This is a genomic window from Kluyvera sp. 142486 (assembly GCF_046569695.1).
Taxonomy (GTDB): domain Bacteria; phylum Pseudomonadota; class Gammaproteobacteria; order Enterobacterales; family Enterobacteriaceae; genus Kluyvera.
The window spans coordinates 24,602-41,234 of record NZ_JBKHUI010000020.1 but is presented as its reverse complement, the minus strand read 5'-3'; the positions used below and the strand labels follow the sequence as shown (position 1 = coordinate 41,234).

The 16,633-nt window shown below is 56.9% G+C and carries 15 protein-coding genes; 12 read left to right on the top strand and 3 right to left on the bottom strand.

Features of this window, described 5'->3' with window-relative positions; translation table 11 throughout:
* Nucleotides 1–61: 61 nt before the first annotated feature.
* Complete coding sequence (locus ACLGE8_RS19365) at nucleotides 62–490, bottom strand: OsmC family protein (protein ID WP_411000527.1); 429 nt, start codon at nucleotides 488–490, stop codon at nucleotides 62–64.
* Nucleotides 491–631: 141 nt separating this feature from the next.
* Nucleotides 632–1,435, bottom strand: a complete 804-nt coding sequence (gene suhB / locus ACLGE8_RS19360) for an inositol-1-monophosphatase (protein ID WP_411000525.1) — start codon at nucleotides 1,433–1,435, stop codon at nucleotides 632–634.
* A gap of 120 nt (nucleotides 1,436–1,555) precedes the next feature.
* Between suhB and trmJ the strand changes: the two genes are divergently transcribed.
* From trmJ to sseB, 11 genes are all read left to right on the top strand, one after another.
* On the top strand, nucleotides 1,556–2,290 hold the full coding sequence (gene trmJ, locus ACLGE8_RS19355) for a tRNA (cytosine(32)/uridine(32)-2'-O)-methyltransferase TrmJ (RefSeq protein ID WP_411000523.1): 735 nt from the start codon (nucleotides 1,556–1,558) through the stop codon (nucleotides 2,288–2,290).
* 239 nt (nucleotides 2,291–2,529) lie between these two features.
* A complete protein-coding gene (gene iscR, locus ACLGE8_RS19350; protein WP_035891361.1) occupies nucleotides 2,530–3,021 on the top strand; it encodes a Fe-S cluster assembly transcriptional regulator IscR in 492 nt (163 codons plus the stop codon).
* A 164-nt stretch (nucleotides 3,022–3,185) separates the two neighbouring features.
* A complete protein-coding gene (gene iscS / locus ACLGE8_RS19345) occupies nucleotides 3,186–4,400 on the top strand; it encodes a cysteine desulfurase (RefSeq protein WP_035891364.1) in 1,215 nt (404 codons plus the stop codon).
* A gap of 25 nt (nucleotides 4,401–4,425) precedes the next feature.
* Nucleotides 4,426–4,812, top strand: coding sequence for a Fe-S cluster assembly scaffold IscU (gene iscU, locus ACLGE8_RS19340; RefSeq protein ID WP_005120408.1), 387 nt, complete (start codon nucleotides 4,426–4,428; stop codon nucleotides 4,810–4,812).
* 18 nt (nucleotides 4,813–4,830) lie between these two features.
* Nucleotides 4,831–5,154, top strand: a complete 324-nt coding sequence (gene iscA, locus ACLGE8_RS19335) for an iron-sulfur cluster assembly protein IscA (protein WP_035891367.1) — start codon at nucleotides 4,831–4,833, stop codon at nucleotides 5,152–5,154.
* A gap of 79 nt (nucleotides 5,155–5,233) precedes the next feature.
* Nucleotides 5,234–5,749, top strand: a complete 516-nt coding sequence (hscB, locus tag ACLGE8_RS19330; RefSeq protein WP_411000520.1) for a co-chaperone HscB — start codon at nucleotides 5,234–5,236, stop codon at nucleotides 5,747–5,749.
* A 15-nt stretch (nucleotides 5,750–5,764) separates the two neighbouring features.
* Complete coding sequence (gene hscA / locus ACLGE8_RS19325) at nucleotides 5,765–7,615, top strand: Fe-S protein assembly chaperone HscA (RefSeq protein WP_411000518.1); 1,851 nt, start codon at nucleotides 5,765–5,767, stop codon at nucleotides 7,613–7,615.
* 1 nt (nucleotide 7,616) lies between these two features.
* The gene (gene fdx / locus ACLGE8_RS19320; protein ID WP_035891374.1) at nucleotides 7,617–7,952 is read left to right on the top strand and encodes an ISC system 2Fe-2S type ferredoxin; all 336 of its coding nucleotides are present in this window, start codon (nucleotides 7,617–7,619) and stop codon (nucleotides 7,950–7,952) included.
* Nucleotides 7,953–7,961: 9 nt separating this feature from the next.
* Nucleotides 7,962–8,162, top strand: coding sequence for a Fe-S cluster assembly protein IscX (iscX, locus tag ACLGE8_RS19315; protein ID WP_185668888.1), 201 nt, complete (start codon nucleotides 7,962–7,964; stop codon nucleotides 8,160–8,162).
* Between the two features lie 176 nt (nucleotides 8,163–8,338).
* Entirely contained in the window at nucleotides 8,339–9,625 is a 1,287-nt protein-coding gene (pepB, locus tag ACLGE8_RS19310; protein WP_411000516.1) for an aminopeptidase PepB, read from the top strand.
* Between the two features lie 144 nt (nucleotides 9,626–9,769).
* A complete protein-coding gene (gene sseB / locus ACLGE8_RS19305; RefSeq protein ID WP_411000514.1) occupies nucleotides 9,770–10,546 on the top strand; it encodes an enhanced serine sensitivity protein SseB in 777 nt (258 codons plus the stop codon).
* 97 nt (nucleotides 10,547–10,643) lie between these two features.
* On the opposite strand, the gene sseA is transcribed toward sseB, so the two are convergent.
* A complete protein-coding gene (gene sseA / locus ACLGE8_RS19300) occupies nucleotides 10,644–11,489 on the bottom strand; it encodes a 3-mercaptopyruvate sulfurtransferase (RefSeq protein WP_411000512.1) in 846 nt (281 codons plus the stop codon).
* A gap of 203 nt (nucleotides 11,490–11,692) precedes the next feature.
* Between sseA and ACLGE8_RS19295 the strand changes: the two genes are divergently transcribed.
* A complete protein-coding gene (locus ACLGE8_RS19295) occupies nucleotides 11,693–16,633 on the top strand; it encodes an alpha-2-macroglobulin family protein (RefSeq protein WP_411000510.1) in 4,941 nt (1,646 codons plus the stop codon).

Genomic DNA, 16,633 nt, shown 5'->3' with positions numbered 1-16,633 from the left:
GTGACCAGCATGCTTTTACTGCGAGGGGATTCGACCCTTTTCATCATAGGGCCTGAAAACGTTAGTTTAACGTATAATCCAGCGTGATTTCTGCCTTCAGCACCTGGGAAACCGGGCAGCCCGCTTTGGCTTTCTGGATGATGCCGTCAAACTGCTTCGGATCGATACCGGGCACGCTCACCTTACTTTGTAGGGTAATTTTGGTAATGGCAAAACCACCGTCGGTTTTATCCAGTGAGACGTCTGCAGTGGTATCGATGGCATCAGCGGTATAGCCCGCCTCACCCAGCATCAACGATAAAGCCATCGAAAAACAGGCCGCATGCGCTGCACCAATTAGCTCTTCCGGGTTTGTGCCCTTTGCGCCTTCAAAGCGTGTATTAAAGCCGTAAGGTTGCTGGTTGAGCACGCCACTTTCGGTAGAAACCGTCCCTTTCCCGCGTTTGATATCGCCTGACCAGTGTGCAGAACCGTGTTTGTGAATGGTCATTCTCGTTCTCCTTTTGGCTAACAAAAGGCTAAGTATAGACGACGTATCTGGCGGCAACGGGAATAGAGATAATTCTGGGGGAAGGGTAGGTACAAAAAAAGAAGCCCGCAAAGGGGCTTCTTAATGACGTGGAGTCCGAACTTAGCGCTTCAGCGCTTCGCTCAGCTCGTCACGCATGTTCGCCAGCATGGCTTTCACGATGCGTGGGTTACCTGCAACGATGTTGCCGGTCATCATGTAGTTATGGCCGCCGGTGAAGTCACAGACGATAGCGCCTGCTTCACGAGCGATCAGTTCGCCAGCGGCGAAGTCCCATGGCTTCAGGCCGATTTCAAAGAAACCGTCAACGCGCGCAGCGGCAACGTAGGCCAGATCCAGCGCAGCGGAACCGGTGCGACGGAAGTCCGCGCATTCGGTAAACATTTTGCCGAGGATGTTCATGTAAGCTGGCGCGTGCTGTTTCGCTTTGAACGGGAAACCGGTCGCGATGATGGTGCCATCCAGGTCACGGGCAGTGCTGCCGCGCAGACGGTAACCGTTGAGCTGTGCGCCCTGGCCGCGGGTAGCGGTGAACAGTTCGTTGCGCATTGGATCGTAAACCACAGCCACTTCAGTACGGCCTTTGATGCGTACGGCGATGGAAACGGAGAAGTGTGGCAGACGTTTGATAAAGTTGGTGGTGCCATCCAGTGGATCGATAACCCATTGAACATCCAGATCTTCGCCAACATGTTCACCGCTTTCTTCGGTGATGATGGTGTGTTGCGGGTAAGATTTGCGAATGGTGTCGATAATCATCGCTTCAGCGGCTTTATCAACGTTAGTCACGAAATCGTTGCTGCCTTTCTGGCTCGATTCAACAGCTTCTGGTGTTTCGTAGTTTTTGGCAATCAGGTTACCCGCCTTGCGCGCTGCGCGCACGGCGATGTTCAGCATCGGATGCATCAGGTTACTCTCACTGGATGTTAAAGAACGGGGAAAACGGCGCATATCATAGCAGCGAATTCGGAATATGTCTCAGGTTTATGGTAATATGGCTGAATAATCTTTAGACGAAGAATGACAATGCTGCAAAATATCCGAATCGTGCTGGTCGAAACCTCTCATACCGGCAACATGGGCTCCGTGGCCCGCGCTATGAAAACCATGGGTTTAACCAATCTATGGCTGGTCAATCCGCTGGTTAAGCCGGACTCCCAGGCCATCGCCCTGGCGGCCGGTGCCAGCGATGTGATTGGCAACGCGCAGATCGTTGACACCCTCGACGAAGCGCTGGCCGGTTGTAGCCTGGTGGTGGGCACCAGCGCGCGTTCCCGTACGCTGCCGTGGCCGATGCTTGACCCGCGCGAGTGCGGCCTGAAAAGCGTCTCAGAAGGTGAACATGCGCCGGTCGCGCTGGTGTTCGGTCGTGAGCGCGTTGGCCTGACCAACGATGAACTGCAGAAATGTCATTACCACGTGGCGATTGCCGCTAACCCGGAATACAGCTCGCTGAACCTGGCGATGGCCGTGCAGGTTATCTCTTATGAAGTGCGCATGGCCTGGCTGGCGACGCAGGAAAGCAACGAACCGAAGGTTGAGCACGAAGAGACGCCATACCCGCTGGTGGACGATCTTGAACGTTTCTACGGCCATCTGGAGCAGACGCTGCTCGCTACCGGTTTTATCCGCGAAAACCATCCGGGGCAGGTGATGAGCCGTTTACGTCGTCTGTTTACCCGTGCGCGGCCGGAAAGCCAGGAGCTGAACATCCTGCGTGGGATTCTGGCGTCTATTGAGCAGCAGAATAAAGGCAAGTAACCGCGTTAATGCCGGATGGCGCTGCGCTTATCCGGCCTACAAATCGTGCGGCCTGTGGGCTGGATAAGCGCAGCGCCATCCGGAAAATCAATACCGCACGGAACGCCAAATACCTGACTAAATTACTCAAGTAAATAGTTGACTGATTTAGTCAGGAATGTCAGACTTGCCCCTGCTATGCAATACCCACAATATTATTAAAAACCCCGGGCAGGGGCGAGTTTGAGGTTAAGTAAGACATGAGACTGACATCTAAAGGGCGTTATGCCGTAACCGCGATGCTGGACGTTGCACTCAACTCCGAAGCGGGCCCGGTGCCGTTGGCTGATATTTCTGAACGTCAGGGAATTTCACTCTCCTATCTGGAGCAGCTGTTCTCCCGCCTGCGTAAAAATGGCTTAGTATCCAGCGTACGCGGTCCTGGCGGTGGTTATCTGCTGGGTAAAGAAGCAAACCACATCGCAGTGGGTGAAGTGATTAGCGCAGTGGACGAGTCCGTTGACGCCACCCGCTGTCAGGGGAAAGGTGGCTGCCAGGGCGGCGATAAATGTTTGACCCACGCACTCTGGCGCGATCTGAGCGACCGTCTGACCGGCTTCCTGAACAACATCACCCTCGGTGAACTGGTTAATAACCAGGAAGTTCTGGACGTGTCTGGCCGCCAGCATTCGCACGACACCTCCCGCAATACCCGCGTACAAGACGCTATCGACGTTAAGTTACGTGCATAATCCACCTGCTCTGCCGTGTGCCGTATCGGGCACACGCCGCAGGGCTGGTTATAGATAAAAATGAGATTTCAGAGTCAGGCCGGGACAGCGTCCCGTCAACACGGTCGTACATCCAGCCGGTTGCCTGACTCCTTGCATTGAGTGATGTACGGAGTTAAAGAGCAATGAAATTACCGATTTATCTCGACTACTCCGCAACCACGCCGGTGGACCCGCGTGTTGCCGAGAAAATGATGCAGTTTCTGACCCTGGACGGGACCTTTGGTAACCCGGCCTCTCGTTCACACCGTTTCGGCTGGCAGGCTGAAGAGGCGGTAGATATCGCCCGTAACCAGATTGCCGACCTCGTGGGTGCAGACCCGCGTGAAATCGTCTTTACCTCCGGTGCGACTGAATCCGACAACCTGGCGATTAAAGGTGCAGCCAACTTTTATCAGAAAAAAGGCAAGCACATCATCACCAGCAAAACCGAGCATAAAGCCGTGCTGGACACCTGTCGTCAGCTCGAGCGCGAAGGTTTCGAAATCACCTATCTGGCGCCACAGCGCAACGGCATTATCGATCTCAAAGAGCTCGAAGCAGCCATGCGTGACGACACTATCCTCGTCTCCATCATGCACGTGAACAACGAAATCGGCGTGGTGCAGGATATCGCGACCATTGGCGAAATGTGCCGTGCGCGCGGCATCATCTATCACGTTGATGCGACCCAGAGCGTGGGCAAACTGCCTATCGACCTGAGCCAGCTGAAAGTTGACCTGATGTCCTTCTCCGGTCATAAAATCTACGGTCCAAAAGGTATCGGCGCGCTGTACGTTCGCCGTAAACCACGTATCCGTATCGAAGCGCAGATGCACGGCGGCGGTCACGAGCGCGGCATGCGTTCCGGTACCCTGCCTGTTCACCAGATCGTCGGCATGGGCGAAGCTTACCGTATCGCGAAAGAAGAGATGGAGACCGAAATGGCCCGTCTGCGCGGTCTGCGTAACCGTCTGTGGAACGGCGTGAAGGATATGGAAGAAGTCTACCTGAACGGTGACCTTGAGCAGGGCGCACCAAACATCCTCAACGTGAGCTTTAACTACGTTGAAGGTGAATCCCTGATTATGGCGCTGAAAGACCTGGCGGTTTCCTCCGGTTCTGCCTGTACTTCCGCAAGCCTTGAGCCATCCTACGTGCTGCGCGCACTGGGCATGACCGATGAGCTGGCGCATAGCTCCATTCGTTTCTCTTTAGGTCGTTTCACTACCGAAGAAGAGATTGACTACACCATCAATCTGGTTCGCAACTCCATTGGCCGTCTGCGCGACCTTTCTCCACTGTGGGAAATGTTCAAGCAGGGCGTGGATCTGAACAGCATTGAATGGTCGCATCATTAATCGGTACCGATAAGGAGAATTCATCATGGCTTACAGCGAAAAAGTAATCGATCACTACGAGAACCCACGTAACGTAGGTTCTTTCGACAACAGCGACGAGAGCGTCGGCAGCGGTATGGTCGGTGCTCCGGCCTGCGGCGACGTGATGAAGTTGCAGATTAAAGTCAACAATGAAGGTATCATTGAAGACGCGCGTTTCAAGACCTACGGCTGCGGTTCCGCCATTGCTTCCAGCTCCCTCGTCACCGAGTGGGTAAAAGGGAAATCCCTGGACGAAGCACAGGCCATTAAAAATACCGATATCGCAGACGAGCTTGAACTGCCACCAGTGAAAATTCACTGTTCTATCCTGGCAGAAGACGCGATTAAAGCCGCTATTGCGGATTACAAAAGCAAACGTGAAGCAAAATAATTAAGAGTTGAGGTTTTTATGTCGATTACCTTAAGCGACAGTGCAGCAGCGCGAGTCAATACCTTCCTGTCAAACCGCGGTAAAGGGTTTGGTCTGCGTCTTGGCGTGAGAACGTCCGGTTGTTCAGGTATGGCCTATGTACTGGAATTTGTTGACGAGCCGGCGGCAGAAGACACCGTTTTCGAAGACAAAGGCGTGAAGGTTGTCATCGACGGTAAGAGCCTGCAATTTCTCGACGGCACGCAGCTCGACTTCGTGAAAGAAGGTCTGAACGAAGGGTTTAAATTTACTAACCCGAACGTAAAAGACGAGTGCGGTTGCGGCGAAAGCTTTAACGTCTGATTTTGAGTCCTGCCAACCCCACCCATGGTTTCATCGCTGTGCGTGGGGTTTGTTTTAAATAGTTAACCCTGAGATCGTCATGGATTACTTCACTCTCTTTGGATTGCCAGCCGGTTATCACGTAGACACTCAGGCCCTCGCGGCACGCTTCCAGGACCTGCAGCGTCAGAACCACCCCGATCGTTTTGCCAGCGCCAGCGACGCTGAACAGCTCGCGGCGGTCCAGCGTTCTGCGAACATCAACCAGGCCTGGCAAACGCTGCGTCACCCGCTGACGCGTGCTGAATATCTGCTCTCCCTTCACGGTTTTGATCTTGCCTCCGAACAGCACACCGTGCGCGACACCGCGTTCCTGATGGAACAGCTGGAGCTGCGTGAAGAGCTGGACGAGATTGAACAGGCGAAAGATACCGACCGCCTGGAAGGGCTTATCAAGCGTATCAAAGCAATGTACAGCCAACGCCAGCAGCAGATGGTGGCGGAACTCGATTCACAAACGTGGGAAGCGGCGGCGGATACCGTACGTAAACTGCGTTTTCTCGATAAACTCCAAAGCAGCGCTGAATTACTCGAAGAAAAGCTGCTCGATTTTTGATTCTGGAAGCTTAACATGGCCTTATTACAAATTAGTGAGCCGGGTCTAAGCGCCGCACCGCACCAGCGTCGTCTGGCGGTGGGCATTGACTTAGGCACCACCAATTCCCTGGTGGCTACCGTGCGTAGCGGTCAGGCGGAAACGCTGGCCGACAATCAGGGGCGTCACCTGCTGCCTTCCGTTGTGCACTATCAGGAGCAGGGCCACGTGGTCGGCTACGATGCGCGTACCAACGCCGCGCTGGACCCAGCCAACACCATTAGCTCCGTAAAACGCATGATGGGCCGCTCGCTGGCGGATATCCAGACGCGTTACCCACACCTGCCGTACCAGTTCCAGGCGAGCGAAAACGGCCTGCCGATGCTGGTGACCAAGGCCGGTGTACTGAATCCAATCCGCGTCTCGGCCGATATCCTCAAAGCGCTGGCAGCTCGTGCCACCGAAACGCTTGAAGGCGAGCTTGATGGCGTGGTGATTACCGTTCCCGCTTACTTTGACGATGCACAGCGTCAGGGCACCAAAGACGCCGCGCGTCTGGCTGGCCTGCATGTGCTGCGTCTGCTGAACGAACCGACTGCCGCGGCCATTGCCTACGGCCTCGATTCCGGTCAGGAAGGGGTGATTGCCGTCTACGATCTGGGCGGCGGTACCTTCGATATCTCCATTCTGCGCCTGAGCCGCGGCGTGTTTGAAGTGCTGGCCACCGGCGGCGATTCCGCGCTGGGCGGCGACGACTTCGACCACCTGCTGGCCGACCATATCCGCGAACAGGCAGGTATTGCCGATCGTAGCGATAACCGCGTACAGCGCGAACTGCTTGACGCCGCTATCGCCGCCAAAATCGCCCTGAGCGATGCCGAGCACGTGACCGTTGAGGTCGCTGGCTGGAAAGGCGAAGTGACTCGCGAACAGTTTAACGATCTGATTTCCGCACTGGTGAAGCGCACGCTGCTGGCTTGCCGCCGCGCATTGAAAGATGCAGGCGTTGATGCTGAAGAGGTGCTGGAAGTGGTGATGGTTGGCGGTTCTACCCGCGTACCGCTGGTGCGTGAGCGCGTAGGTGAATTCTTTGGCCGTACGCCGCTGACCTCTATCGACCCGGATAAAGTGGTCGCCATTGGCGCCGCCATTCAGGCTGATATTCTGGTCGGCAACAAGCCGGACAGCGAAATGCTGCTGCTCGACGTGATCCCGCTCTCTCTCGGCCTCGAAACCATGGGTGGCCTGGTAGAGAAAGTTATTCCGCGTAACACCACCATCCCGGTGGCCCGTGCGCAGGAGTTCACCACCTTTAAAGACGGCCAGACCGCGATGTCCATCCACGTGATGCAGGGCGAGCGCGAACTGGTGCAGGACTGCCGTTCACTGGCGCGCTTTGCGCTGCGCGGTATCCCGGCGCTGCCGGCTGGCGGTGCGCACATTCGTGTCACCTTCCAGGTGGACGCCGACGGCCTGCTGAGCGTCACCGCCATGGAGAAATCCACCGGCGTTGAGTCGTCTATTCAGGTGAAGCCGTCCTACGGTCTGACCGATGGTGAAATCGCCACCATGATTCAGGATTCCATGAGCTATGCCGAGCAGGACGTGAAAGCACGTATGCTGGCAGAGCAGAAAGTGGAAGCCGCTCGCGTGCTGGAAAGCCTGCACAGCGCGCTGGCCGCTGATGCCGCGCTGTTAAGCGCCGCAGAGCGTCAGGAGATTGACGAGGCTGCCGCCGTACTGAGCGCGGTTGCCGAGGGCAATGACACTGACGCCATAGAACAAGCCATTAAAAACGTTGACAAACAAACCCAGGAATTCGCCGCTCGCCGCATGGACCAATCCGTCCGTGTCGCGCTGAAAGGCCAATCCGTGGACGAGGTTTAATATGCCAAAGATTGTTTTTTTGCCACATCAGGACCTGTGTCCGGATGGCATCGTTGTGGAAGCTGAGACCGGTGAAACGATTCTGGATGCTGCGCTGCGTAGCGGTATCGAGATTGAACACGCCTGCGAAAAATCCTGTGCCTGCACCACCTGCCACTGCATCGTGCGTGAAGGTTTCGACTCGCTGCCAGAAAGCACCGAAGACGAAGACGATATGCTGGATAAAGCCTGGGGGCTGGAACCAGATAGCCGCCTGAGCTGCCAGGCTCGCGTCACGGATGAAGACCTGGTGGTCGAAATTCCGCGTTACACAATTAACCACGCGCGCGAGCACTAAGAGGATAGTATGGGACTTAAGTGGACTGACAGCCGCGAAATCGGCGAAGCGCTTTACGATGCTTACCCGGATACCGATCCGAAAACGGTACGCTTCACCGACATGCACCAGTGGATTTGCGACCTCGAAGATTTTGATGATGATCCTCAGGCATCAAATGAAAAAATCCTTGAGGCAATTCTGCTAGTCTGGTTGGATGAAGCAGAATAATTTTTGCGTCATGATTCGCGCCGCAGGTGCGTTGGCTACGCTCGCTCACCCCAGTCACATAGTTTGCTATGCTCCCGGGGATTCGCTCACTTGCCGCCTTCCTGCAACGCGAATCATTTAGCAAAAGACATAACGGGCTGCCATTCGGCGGCCCGTTTGCTAATAAGGATAAAAAAATGACAGAAGCCATGAAAATTACCCTTTCTACTCAGCCAGCCGATGCGCGCTGGGGTGAAAAAGCGGCCTATAGCATTAATGATGAAGGTATTGTCCTGCACCTGACCGGCCGCGACGACGCAGGCCTTATCCAGCGCGCGGCGCGTAAAATCGACGGCATGGGCATCAAGCATGTTGCGTTGAGCGACGAAGGCTGGAACGTTGACCTCGCCTGGGCCTTCTGGGCGGGCTACAAAGGGCCGAAAGGCACCCGTCAGGTTGCATGGCCTGAGCTTGACGACGCACAGCGCCAGGAGCTCGACAACCGTCTGACCTACATTGACTGGGTGCGCGACACCATCAACGCTCCAGCGGAAGAGCTGGGTCCAGAGCAGCTGGCGCAGCGCGCGGTTGACCTGCTGTGCGGCGTGGCGTGCGACAACGTCTCTTATCGCATCACTAAAGGTGAAGATCTGCGTGAGCAGGGTTACGCGGGCCTGCACACCGTGGGTCGTGGTTCCGAACGTCCGCCGGTACTGCTGGCGCTGGACTACAACCCAACGGGCGATAAAGAAGCACCGGTTTACGCCTGCCTGGTCGGTAAAGGCATCACCTTCGACTCTGGCGGCTACAGCATCAAACAAAGCGCGTTCATGGACTCCATGAAGTCCGATATGGGCGGTGCGGCGACGGTGACCGGCGCGCTGGCGCTGGCGATTACCCGTGGCCTGAACAAGCGCGTAAAACTGTACCTGTGCTGTGCGGATAACCTGATCAGCGGCAACGCGTTCAAGCTGGGCGATATCATCCACTACCGTAACGGTAAAAACGTCGAAGTGATGAACACCGATGCAGAAGGTCGCCTGGTGCTGGCTGATGGCCTGATTGACGCTAGCGCGCAGAAGCCAGAGCTTATTATCGACGCGGCAACCCTAACCGGGGCGGCTAAAACCGCGCTGGGCAACGATTACCACGCGCTGTTCAGCTTTGATGACAAACTGGCTAACCGCCTGCTGGCGAGCGCCAGTGCGGAAAACGAAGCCTTCTGGCGCCTGCCGCTGGCCGAGTTCCACCGCAACCAGCTGCCGTCTAACTTTGCTGAGCTGAACAACACCGGCAGCGCGGCCTACCCGGCCGGCGCCAGCACCGCGGCGGGCTTCCTGTCCCACTTCGTCGAGAACTATCACGAAGGTTGGCTGCATATCGACTGTTCCGCGACCTACCGTAAAGCAGCCGTTGAGCAGTGGTCGGCGGGTGCGACTGGGCTGGGCGTGCGGACTATCGCGAATCTGTTGACCGCTGAGTAATCTTTTTCCCTCACCCTAACCCTCTCCCCAAAGGGGAGAGGGGACCGTCCGGTGTTCACACTCACCCAATGGCGATCGGTTTTCTCCCTCGCCCTTTTGGGGAGAGGGCCGGGGTGAGGGGTATTCACACCTTCTGGAAGCACTATGTCTGAAAGCAAAAACGAACTTGAAACGCTGCTGGAACAAGCTGCAACTGAACCCGCTCATCGCCCAGCCTTTTTCCGCACCTTACTGGAGTCCACCGTCTGGGTACCCGGCAGTGCGGCTGACGACCAGCAGGTTGTCGACGACAGCGCCTTAGAGTTACAGCACTGGGAAAAAGATGACGGCACCTCCGTTATCCCATTCTTCACGTCGCTGGAGGCCTTAAAAGAGGCCGTCACCACCGAACAGTCCTTTGTGGTTATGCCGGTGCGCACGCTGTTTGAAATGACGCTTGGCGAAACCCTGTTCCTCAACGCGAAGCTGCCGACTGGCAAAGAGTTTACCCCGCGTGAAATTAGCCATCTGATTGGCGAAGAGGGCAACCCGCTCAGCACGCAGGAAGTGCTCGAAGGCGGCAGCGCGCTGCTGCTCTCTGAAGTGGCGGAGCCACCGGCTCAGATGGTGGAGTCGCTGACCACGCTGTTTAAAACCCTGAAAACGGTGAAACGTGCGTTTATCTGCTCCATTAAAGAGCGTGCGGACGAACAGCCTAACCTGCTGATTGGTATTGAAGCGGAAGGGGATATCGAAGAGATTATTCACGCCGCCGGCAGCGTCGCGACCGACACCCTACCGGGCGACGAGCCGATTGATATCTGCCAGGTGGTGGAAGGCGAAAAGGGCATCAGCCACTTTATGCTCGCCCATATCACTCCGTTCTATGAAAAGCGCTGGGGCAGTTTCCTGCGTGATTTTAAGCAGAACCGAATCATTTGAAACCAGGCCGGATGGCGACGTAAACGCCTTATCCGGCCTGCATTCGTAGCCCGGGCGAGGCGTTATACGCCGACCCCGGGATGGCACGGTCCCGTTGTTACCTCTGAGGCTCAATCGGCAAGTCATCGCGCGCGCCCCATTCACTCCAGGCACCGTCATACAATACCACTTCTTTTGCCCCCAACGTCTCCAGCGCCAGCAGAACCACCGCTGCCGTCACGCCTGAGCCGCAGCTGGTGATAATCGGCTGATTAAGGTCTACGCCCTGACGAGCAAAAATCATTTCCAACTCGTCGGTGGTCTTCAGCTCGCCATTAAAGGTCAGTTCGCTCCACGGCACGTTCAGCGCGCCGGGAATATGGCCGCGACGCAGGCCAGGGCGTGGTTCATCCACTTCGGCATTAAAACGCCCGGCTGGACGCGCATCGACAATCTGCTTCGAACGCTCATGGCTTGCCAATAGCACATCGGTCAGGCGCACAACGGCATCGGCGTTAAATTTAACCTCAAACTCGCCCTCACCAGCATCAACATCGCCCTTTTCGAGCAGCAGTTCATCGCGCTGCCAGCCCGCGAGGCCGCCCGCCAGAATAGAGACGTTTTCCACACCGAAGGTTTTCAGCATCCACCACGCGCGTGGCGCGGAGAACAGATTACCCTCGTCATATACCACTAAATGACGGTCGCTGTTGACACCCAGTTCGCGCATGGCGACGGCGAAGGCTTCCGGGCGCGGCATCATATGCGGCAGCGTAGAGGTGTGGTCGGACAGCGCTTCAATATCAAAGAACAGCGCCCCGGGCAGATGGCCCGCGCGGTATTCGCCCGCCATATCCCGATGTTCCTGCCCAGGAGGAGCCATTCGTGCATCGATGATTTGAACTGCTGGGTCGTTAATGTGCTCAGCCAGCCAATCGGCGGCGACAAAGAAAGAGGTGGTCATTGAGTGCCTCCATTTGCAATCGTAGAGGAATTGTCGATGTTTTCCGGAGAGCTGACAAGTTAGCAACGCTGCGGTTGTGATTAAGGCTATATATGCAATCTGAAAATCAGCCCTGAAATGAGCGTGCTATTGGTAAAAGTCACGTTTGCGCATAATACTATGTGAATTAACGAAATAGAGACTTAACGTCAGAGGTTATAAGGATGAAACCGTTCCGTTTAGCCGTGCTTGCTATGTTGACCGCCACGCTTCTTGTCGGATGTGATGACAGCAAGAAAGCGCCGGAGGTCAAACCCGCCGCTTCTTCATCGCAGAACGCCGCGCCCGCCAAACCAGATGCTGCGCAGCTGGAAAAGCTGGCTCAACAAAGCCAGGGTAAAGCGCTTACGCTGCTTGATGCCTCTGAAGTGCAGCTTGATGGCGCAGCCACGCTGGTGCTGACGTTCTCCATTGCGCTCAATCCCGAGCAGGATTTCAGCAAGACCGTCCACGTGGTGGATAAGAAAAGCGGCAAGGTGGACGGTGCCTGGGAGCTGTCGCCGAATCTGAAAGAGCTGCGTCTGCGTCATCTGGAGCCGAAGCGCGATCTGATTGTCACCGTTGACCCAGAGCTTGCTGCGCTGAATAAGGCCACCTTCGGCACCAGCGTGGAGAAAACGCTGACCACCCGTGATATTGCCCCAAGCGTTGGCTTCGCCAGCCGCGGCTCATTGCTGCCGGGCAAAGTGGTGGACGGGCTGCCGGTCATGGTGCTTAACGTGCCGCACGTGGACGTTAACTTCTTTCGCGTGAAGCCGGAATCGCTGGCGGCGTTTGTCAGCCAGTGGGAGTACCGCAGCTCGCTCAGCAACTGGGAGTCCGACGAACTGTTGAAAATGGCGGATCTGGTTTACACCGGGCGTTTTGACCTTAACCCGGCACGCAACACGCGGGAAAAACTGCTGCTGCCGCTGAAAGATATTGCGCCCCTACAGCAGTCCGGTGTCTACATTGCGGTGATGAACCCGGCGGGGCAGTACAGCTACAGTAATGCCGCTACGCTCTTTACTCTCAGTGACGTTGGCGTGTCGCTGCACCGTTACCACAACCAGCTTGACGTATTCACGCAAAGCCTTGAAAACGGCGGGGCCCAGTCGGCGGTTGAGCTCACGCTGCTCAACGACAAAGGGCAAACCCTGGCGCAGGCGACCAGCGATGCTCAGGGGCATGCGGTCCTGAAAACCGATAAAGAGGCAGCGCTGCTGCTGGCGCGCAAAGAGGGGCAAACCACCTTACTTGATCTTAAACTGCCGGCACTCGACCTGGCGGAGTTTAACGTTGCAGGTGACCCTGGCTACAGCAAGCAGTTCTTTATGTTTGGCCCGCGCGATCTTTATCGCCCCGGCGAAACGGTGATCCTCAACGGCCTGCTGCGCGATGGTAATGGTAAAGCGTTACCGGAACAGCCGGTGAAACTTGAGGTGGTGAAACCTGACGGGCAGGTGATCCGCAGTGTCGTCAGCCAGCCGGTGAACGGTCTCTATCAGTTTACCTATCCGCTGGACAGCAGCGCGGCAACAGGCATGTGGCATATTCGCGCCAATACCGGCGATAACCAGCCGCGCGAATGGGATTTCCACGTCGAAGACTTTATGCCTGAGCGTATGGCGCTCAACCTGACGCCGCAGCCGACGCCGATTGCACCGGATGACGACGTGAAGTTTGACGTGTCGGGCTACTATCTTTACGGCGCACCGGCTAACGGCAATAGCCTGCAGGGGAAACTGTTTTTACGCCCGCTGCGCGAAGCTGTTGCCGCGCTGCCGGGCTTCCAGTTTGGCGATATTGCCGAACAAAATACCACCCGTAGCCTTGATGAAATGAACCTGACGCTGGATGCCAAAGGTCACGGAGAAGTGACCACCGCCAGCCAGTGGCAGGAAACGCATTCGCCGCTGCAGGTGATTCTTCAGGCCAGCCTGCTCGAGTCCGGCGGTCGTCCAGTCACTCGTCGCGCCACGCAGGCCATCTGGCCAGCATCTGAACTGCCGGGTATTCGCCCGCAGTTCGCCAGTAAGGCGGTCTATGACTACCGCACCGACACCACGGTGAATCAGCCGATCGTCGATGAAAATAGCCAGGCAGCATTTGATATCGTCTACACCGATGCCAAGGGTGAAAAAAAGGCCGTTTCCGATCTTCAGGTTCGGCTGATTCGCGAACGCCGCGATTACTACTGGAACTGGTCAGAAAGCGATGGCTGGCAGTCACGCTTCGATCAAAAAGATCTGGTCGAAGGTGAAGAGACGCTGGCGTTGAAAGCCGATGAAACCGGCAAAGTCAGCTTCCCGGTAGAGTGGGGCGCTTATCGATTAGAAGTGAAGGCACCGAACGACGCGGTAACCAGCGTGCGCTTCTGGGCCGGTTATAGCTGGCAAGACAACAGCGATGGCAGCGGCGCGGCGCGCCCGGATCGCGTGACGCTGAAACTCGATAAACCGAACTATCGTCCAGGCGATACTATCAAGCTGCACGTTGCTGCTCCGGCAGCAGGCAAAGGCTATGCCATGGTGGAGTCCAGCGACGGCCCGCTGTGGTGGCAGGAAATTAACGTTCCGGCCGAAGGGCTGGATCTCACCATTCCGGTGGATAAAAGCTGGAACCGTCACGACCTCTACCTCAGTACGCTGGTGGTGCGTCCGGGGGATAAATCCCGTTCTGCAACGCCGAAGCGGGCGGTGGGCGTATTGCATCTGCCGCTAGGCGATGAACAGCGTCGTCTGGATGTAACGCTGGAGGGGCCGCAGAAAATGCGTCCAAACCAGCCGCTAACCGTCAAAGTCAAAGTGAAGCGCAAAGAGGGCGATACGCCGAAGCAGGTGAACGTGCTGCTCTCAGCGGTTGATAGCGGCGTGCTGAACATTACCGACTATGTCACGCCGGACCCGTGGCAAGCCTTCTTTGGCCAGAAACGCTACGGCGCGGATATCTACGACATCTACGGTCAGGTGATTGAAGGCCAGGGGCGACTGGCTAGCCTGCGTTTTGGCGGTGACGGCGACGAACTTAATCGTGGCGGCAAACCGCCGGTTAACCACGTCACCATTATTGCTGAACAGGCGCAGCCTGTGGCGCTTGATGAAAACGGTGAGGGTACCGTTACGCTGCCTATCGGTGACTTTAACGGTGAGCTGAGAGTGATGGCGCAGGCGTGGACGGCGGAAGATTTTGGCAGCAGCGAGTCGAAAGTTGTGGTCGCCGCGCCGGTGGTGGTTGAGCTGAATAGCCCACGCTTTATGGCCGGCGGCGACAGCGCACGCCTGACGCTGGACGTCACCAACCTGACGGACAAGCCGCAGACGCTCAACGTCCTGTTAGCGGCCAGCGGCCTGCTACAGCTGAAAAGTGCGCAGCCGCAGCAGGTTACGCTGGAACCTGGTGTGCGCCATACGCTTTTTGTTCCGGTTAGCGCTGGCGAAGGCTACGGTGATGGCGAAGTCAACGTTACGGTGACGGGGATGACGCTGCCGGATGAAACCCTGGCCGATTTCCACAAGCAGTGGAAAATCGGCGTGCGTCCAGCCTACCCGGCGCAAACCGTCAATAGCGGTGCGGTGCTGCAACCGGGTGAAAGCTGGAGCGTTGCGGAAAATCAGCATCTGAACTTCTCGCCGGTCACGCTACAGGGGCAGTTGCTGCTGAGCGGTAAACCGCCGCTGAATCTGGCGCGCTATATTCGCGAACTGAAGGCCTATCCGTACGGCTGTCTGGAGCAGACCGCCAGCGGCCTCTTCCCGCAGCTTTATACCAATGCGGCACAGTTGAAAACGCTGGGCATTGTCGGCGATAGCGACGATAAACGCCGCGCGGCGGTGGACATCGGTATCTCGCGTCTGCTGCAAATGCAGAAGGATAACGGTGGCTTCGCGCTGTGGGATAAAGACGGTTCGGAAGAGTACTGGCTGACGGCCTACGTGATGGACTTCCTGGTTCGTGCGGGTGAGCAGGGCTATAGCGTGCCGGCTGAGGCCATTAATAAAGGCAATAACCGTATGCTGCGCTACCTGCAGGAGCCGGGGCTGATGAGCGTGCGTTATACCGATGATAACGCGGCAAGTCGCTTCGCTATTCAGGCCTATGCAGGCCTGGTGCTGGCGCGGCAGCAAAAAGCGCCGCTTGGTGCGCTCCGTGAACTGTGGGAGCGTCGCGCTCAGGCGGGTTCAGGTCTGCCGCTGATGCAGTTAGGCATCGCGCTGAAAGCGATGGGCGATGCGCCGCGTAGCGAACAGGCTATCCAGCTCTCACTTACTACCAAACGCGAGGATCAGCGACGCTGGCTGGCGGATTACGGTAGCGCACTTCGCGATAACGCGCTGATGCTTTCGCTGCTGGAAGAGAACAAGCTACTGCCAGACGCGCAAAACACGCTGCTGCAAACGCTCTCCGAGCAGGCATTCAGCGAGCGCTGGCTGTCGACGCAGGAGAACAACGCGCTGTTCCTGGCGGCGAAAGGCTTGGTGGATTTGCCGGGCAACTGGCAGGCGCAAACCTCCTTTGAAAGCCAGCCGCTGCAAGGGCATAAAGCGTTGACGCGGAATCTCGACGGCGACCAGCTCTCCGCGCTGACAGTGACGAACAAAGGAGAGCAGCCGCTGTGGCTGCGCCTGGACAGCACCGGGTATCCGGAGAATGCACCTGCGGCGTCCAGTAACGTGCTGCATATCGAGCGGCAGTTCTACGGTACCGACGGGCAGCGTAAATCGCTCTCTTCCCTGCGCAGCGGCGAGCTGGTGCTGGTGAAGCTGGACGTTAACGCCAGCCAGAACGTACCGGACGCGTTGGTTGTCGATATGCTGCCAGCGGGGCTTGAGCTGGAAAACCAGAATCTGGCGAACAGCAGCGCCAATCTGCAGGACAACGGCACTGAGGTGCAGGAGTGGCTCAACCAGATGCAGCAGGCGGATATCCAGCATATGGAATTTCGCGACGATCGCTTTGTGGCGGCGGTTGCCGTCAGTGCAAATCAGCCGGTCACGCTGGTCTATCTGGCCCGAGCGGTGATGCCGGGTACTTACCGCGTGCCGCCGTCTCAGGTTGAGTCTATGTATGTTCCGGGCTGGCGCGCCGTTGGAACGGCGGACGATATGCTGATCGTTGTGCCGTAG

Bases quoted from the DNA above. Each gene is read 5' to 3' on its own strand.
- iscR (WP_035891361.1), top strand. From the start codon at position 2,530: ATGAGACTGACATCTAAAGGGCGTTATGCCGTAACCGCGATGCTGGAC.
- hscA (WP_411000518.1), top strand. From the start codon at position 5,765: ATGGCCTTATTACAAATTAGTGAGCCGGGTCTAAGCGCCGCACCGCAC.
- fdx (WP_035891374.1), top strand. From the start codon at position 7,617: ATGCCAAAGATTGTTTTTTTGCCACATCAGGACCTGTGTCCGGATGGC.
- iscA (WP_035891367.1), top strand. From the start codon at position 4,831: ATGTCGATTACCTTAAGCGACAGTGCAGCAGCGCGAGTCAATACCTTC.
- ACLGE8_RS19365 (WP_411000527.1), bottom strand. From the start codon at position 490: ATGACCATTCACAAACACGGTTCTGCACACTGGTCAGGCGATATCAAA.
- pepB (WP_411000516.1), top strand. From the start codon at position 8,339: ATGACAGAAGCCATGAAAATTACCCTTTCTACTCAGCCAGCCGATGCG.
- trmJ (WP_411000523.1), top strand. From the start codon at position 1,556: ATGCTGCAAAATATCCGAATCGTGCTGGTCGAAACCTCTCATACCGGC.
- ACLGE8_RS19295 (WP_411000510.1), top strand. From the start codon at position 11,693: ATGAAACCGTTCCGTTTAGCCGTGCTTGCTATGTTGACCGCCACGCTT.
- hscB (WP_411000520.1), top strand. From the start codon at position 5,234: ATGGATTACTTCACTCTCTTTGGATTGCCAGCCGGTTATCACGTAGAC.
- iscS (WP_035891364.1), top strand. From the start codon at position 3,186: ATGAAATTACCGATTTATCTCGACTACTCCGCAACCACGCCGGTGGAC.
- sseA (WP_411000512.1), bottom strand. From the start codon at position 11,489: ATGACCACCTCTTTCTTTGTCGCCGCCGATTGGCTGGCTGAGCACATT.
- iscU (WP_005120408.1), top strand. From the start codon at position 4,426: ATGGCTTACAGCGAAAAAGTAATCGATCACTACGAGAACCCACGTAAC.
- sseB (WP_411000514.1), top strand. From the start codon at position 9,770: ATGTCTGAAAGCAAAAACGAACTTGAAACGCTGCTGGAACAAGCTGCA.
- suhB (WP_411000525.1), bottom strand. From the start codon at position 1,435: ATGCATCCGATGCTGAACATCGCCGTGCGCGCAGCGCGCAAGGCGGGT.
- iscX (WP_185668888.1), top strand. From the start codon at position 7,962: ATGGGACTTAAGTGGACTGACAGCCGCGAAATCGGCGAAGCGCTTTAC.